The organism is Phenylobacterium sp. (assembly GCF_036402295.1).
Taxonomy (GTDB): domain Bacteria; phylum Pseudomonadota; class Alphaproteobacteria; order Caulobacterales; family Caulobacteraceae; genus Phenylobacterium.
Map to the genome: position 1 here is coordinate 1 of NZ_DASWTE010000310.1, position 3,835 is coordinate 3,835.

Annotated in this window: 6 protein-coding genes; 1 reads left to right on the forward strand and 5 read right to left on the reverse strand. The window is 69.3% G+C overall.

Annotated features, from left to right (window positions below):
• Both VGD44_RS18685 and VGD44_RS18690 read right to left on the reverse strand, forming a co-directional pair.
• Positions 1-314: class III extradiol ring-cleavage dioxygenase (locus VGD44_RS18685; protein ID WP_331089883.1), on the reverse strand; the 314-nt coding region annotated here is incomplete at its 3' end.
• Positions 315-353: 39 nt separating this feature from the next.
• Entirely contained in the window at positions 354-929 is a 576-nt protein-coding gene (locus tag VGD44_RS18690; RefSeq protein ID WP_331089884.1) for an NAD(P)H-dependent oxidoreductase, read from the reverse strand.
• 124 nt (positions 930-1,053) lie between these two features.
• Here VGD44_RS18690 and VGD44_RS18695 point away from each other — a divergent pair, with 124 nt between their 5' ends.
• Positions 1,054-1,995 carry a LysR family transcriptional regulator gene (locus tag VGD44_RS18695; RefSeq protein WP_331089885.1) on the forward strand — a complete coding sequence of 314 codons (942 nt, stop codon included), beginning with the start codon at positions 1,054-1,056 and terminating at the stop codon, positions 1,993-1,995.
• Here VGD44_RS18695 and VGD44_RS18700 read toward each other — a convergent pair.
• The 3 genes from VGD44_RS18700 to VGD44_RS18710 all read right to left on the reverse strand — a co-directional run.
• Positions 1,992-2,825, reverse strand: a complete 834-nt coding sequence (locus VGD44_RS18700; RefSeq protein WP_331089886.1) for a DUF6644 family protein — start codon at positions 2,823-2,825, stop codon at positions 1,992-1,994. The two genes, VGD44_RS18695 and VGD44_RS18700, sit on opposite strands and share 4 nt — an antisense overlap.
• Positions 2,822-3,436: a DUF6644 family protein gene (locus VGD44_RS18705; RefSeq protein ID WP_331089887.1), complete on the reverse strand. Its 615-nt coding sequence runs from the start codon at positions 3,434-3,436 to the stop codon at positions 2,822-2,824. Before VGD44_RS18705 ends, VGD44_RS18700 begins: the two co-directional genes overlap by 4 nt.
• A 149-nt stretch (positions 3,437-3,585) precedes the next feature.
• On the reverse strand, positions 3,586-3,835 hold a 250-nt coding region (locus tag VGD44_RS18710; RefSeq protein ID WP_331089888.1), incomplete at its 5' end, for a CinA family protein.

The following is a 3,835-nucleotide window of genomic DNA, read 5'->3' on the forward strand; positions in this document are numbered from 1 at the left end:
GCGTCGAGGAGCTTGCGGACCCGCCGCGCCAGGCCGGGGGAGCCGGGCGGCGCGAAGTCGAGCCGATAGGTGTGCTCGGGGAAGCCGTAGTAGTCGAACTCGAGGGCGGGCCACTGGCCCGTCCCCACGGTGAAGGCGTCCGCCTCCCAGTGGCCGGAGATCACCAGGATCGCCTTCGGCCGCTCGGGCAGGCTCGCGACCAGGCCGCGGAGGTAGGCGGCGGTTCGGTCCCAGGTGTCGGCCGGACCCCTTGTCCACTCCATGAAGAAGCAGGGGCCCGCGCCGTGGGGGAGGAAGACGGTGGGCAGGGTCATGGCGTCAACCTGGGACCTGTTCGCCCGGGGGAGCGAACGCTAGGCGGCCTTCGCCGTAGCGGCGACGGGCGCGATGGTTTCGATCCAGGCCGAGAACTGCTGGCCATAGGCGCGCAGGAACTCGGTGGTGCCGTCGTTGATCAGTTCGCCCTGGTCGTCGAACAGGCTCCAGCTGTTGCTGACGTAGGCCTCCTGGCTCAGCAGCGGCACGTTCAGGAACACCAGCGACTGGCGCAGGTGGTGGTTTGAGCCGAAGCCGCCGATCGCGCCGGGCGACTGGCTGATCACCGCGCCGGGTTTGCCGTTCCAGACGCTCGAGCCATAGGGCCGCGACCCCACGTCGATGGCGTTCTTCAGCGCGCCCGGGACCGAGCGGTTGAATTCCGGGGTCACGAACAGGACGGCGTCGGCCGCGGCGATCTCTTCGCGGAAGCGGACCCACTGGGCCGGCGGATCGGACTCCAGGTCCTGGTCGAAGTGCGGCAGGTCGCCGATCTCGACGATGTTGAACTTGAGGTTGGGCGTCAGCGCGGCGAAGGCCTTGGCGAGCTTGCGCGAGACGCTGTCCTTGCGGAGCGAGCCGACGATCACGGCGACGTTGCGGACCTGGGTCATTGGGGTGGCTTCCTTTGCGAGAGGGGCTGCCGATCGCTCGGCATGGCAGGAAGATGGTCCGCGCCCGTGCCGTTGATAATCCGGCCGATCTGGAAGACAGTCTCACCAGGTAGGAAACAATCCGATGGACCGTCTGGACGAGATCCGCGCCTTCGCGGCGGTGGCTGAGGCGCGCAGCTTCACCCAGGGCTCGCGCAAGCTGGGCGTATCGGGCGCGCAGGTCTCGAAACTGGTGGCGCGCCTGGAGAACCGGCTGGGCGCGCGGCTCCTCAACCGCACGACGCGCGACGTCTCGCTGACCGACACGGGCCAGGCCTACCTCGAGCGGGCGCGCGACCTCCTGGAGAGCTTCGATGCGCTGGAGAGCTCGGTCCGGGACCAGAGCGGGCCGTCGGGCAACCTGAAGGTCTCGGCGCCAGTGTCCTTCGGGAAAGGCCAGCTCACGCCGGCGCTGCTGGACTTCGCCTCGCAGTGCCTGGCGGTCTCACTGGACGTGAGCTTCTCGGACCGGGTGGTGAACCTGGTGGAGGAGGGCTTCGATGTGGCCGTCCGCATCGGCCACCTGTCGGACTCCTCGCTGGTGGCCCGCAGGCTCGCAGCGGTGCGGATGGTGACCTGCGCGGCGCCGGCCTACCTCGCCGGGGCGGGCGTGCCCCTGACGCTGGCCGACATGGCGGCGCACGAGGCGATCCTCGACACCAATGCCCGCGACGCGACCCTCTGGCGGTTCGGGCGCGGCGCCGATGCGCAGGAGGTGCGCGTGCGCGGGCGGCTGCGCTTCAACGGCGCCGAGGCGTGCGTGGAGGCGGCCGTGAAGGGCTTCGGCATCATCCGGACGCCGGCGTTCGCGGCGCAGGACGACCTGCGCCTCGGACGCCTGACGCCGGTGCTCTGCAACTACGAGCCCGAGGAGATCTATGTGCACGCGGTCTATCCGCACGCCCGGCACCTGGCGGCCAAGGTGCGCGCGTTCGTGGACTTCCTGGCCCAGCGCTATGCCGGTGAGCCCGAGTGGCACAAGGGCTGGGGCAGCCGCCACCCGGTACAGGTGGCGGCCGGCGGCTAGGCGAAGGCGATCCAGCGGCCAGCGGCGGCGGTCGTCACCCAGACCAGGATCGCGGCGTAGGCCAGCGCCTTGGTCGCCGGGCCCGCGCCCTGAGGTCCGCGCCCGGAGCTCACGATCTGCACGCCCGCCGCCGCCAGGATCAGCGCCAGGTAGACCAGGATCATGATCTTGTTGGCCGGATCGAGGTGGGCATAGTCGTCGGGCTTGTAGATGAGGTGGTGGATCGCGAGCTGGGTCGCCATCAGCGCCACGAGGGCGGCCAGGTAGATGATCCGGGTGAGGCCGCGGGTCACGAACAGCACCAGCAGCGCCGCGGCGGTGATCACGTGCCACAGGCCCGGGTTCACCAGCTTGGCCACCGCGAACACCCCGACGCTCAGGCCGAAGAAGGCGAGGCCGATGGCGGCGGCGATCGACGCGTTGCGACCCAGGCGACCGTCCTGCTTCGCGGCCGGCAGGCTGACTCCGTAGGTGAGGATCAGCGCGGCGGCGAGGCCCAACATCTTCGCCGTGAAGGCCTCCGACGTGTACAGCCGCTCGGGATTGGACGTGCCGATCAGGACGCCGGTGACCAGGATCCCGATCACGCCGAGATTGAGCCACGGCAGTACGCTGCGGCGCACCTCGGACGGCGAGTCGTCGGTGAGGCCCACGCCGATCAGGCGCAGGTTGAGGAGCAGGCTCGCGCCGCCCAGCAGGGCCAGCGACAGGAGGTGCCCGACCTCCCACTGGGCGAAGTAGGGCTTGATCCAGGCGCCCGGGAAGGTGTCGTCGAGCTGGTTCACCCAGTCGGCGATCTGCGGGAAAAAGTCCTGCGGGGCGATCGTCATTGCGCCAACTCCGTGACGTCGATGGCGCCCCGTTCGGAGATGGCGCACTCCTGGGCCACGTTGGCCCATTGGGGCAACGGCTTGCCGCATTCGAACCAGTCGTAGGCGATGAAGCGGCCGACGGTAATGACCGCCACCCAGGCCAGGATCGACACGACCGCCGAGACTCGCGCCTTCACCGGCGGCTTCTCCGCGGTGTCCCACGCATCACGGTCGTTCTGGACCCGGTAGTGGAAGATGAAGATGTTGATGACGGCGATGGCCAGGAAGATCAACTTCAGGCGGAACCAGAGATTGTGGTAGTAAAGCAATGGCTTGGCGTAGAAGAGCGCGACGCCCGTCGCCACCATCAGCACGAAGCCGAAGATCGTCAGCGGCAGCACGCGGTCGCTGATCACCGACACTGGCGTCTTCTTGAAGCCCACGCCCAGGAGCCGGATGTCGACCAGGAAGATGGTGCCGGCGAACAGCATCAGCGACAGCACGTGGGTGCCTTCGAGGAGGCCCCAGACGTTGAGCGTGCTGGCGAGCGCCTCGCTCCAGGACGGATCGTATTCGCCGGGACCTTTCCCGACCTTCGTGGCGAGCCACACCAGGACGTCGCGGATCAACGCACCTCTCCCCCAAAGGCCAAGCCGGCCCCAACTCCATACCGCGGCTTCTATAGCGTTCGCCGTTCGCGTCCATTGCGGATTGCGTCGCCGCCGAAACACCGGTCGGCGGAGGCTAGTGGGGTCCGCGTGCGGCCGCAATGCGAGCGTCAGGCGGCCTTGGACACTGCCGACAGGCCGTCATGGAGCAGGGTGAGCGCCACACGCAGGGCGCTGAGCCGCACCTCGGCGCGGCCGACCTCGCCGAAGCACTCGACACGGTGGCGGACCGGGCCGCCCCGGCGCGCACAGCCGAAGTGGACCAGGCCGGCGGGCTGGCCCGGGGCGCCCTCGGTAAATCCGGTGATCGAGACCGCGACGTCGGCCCGCGAGTTCTCGAGCGCGCCGCCGGCCATGGCG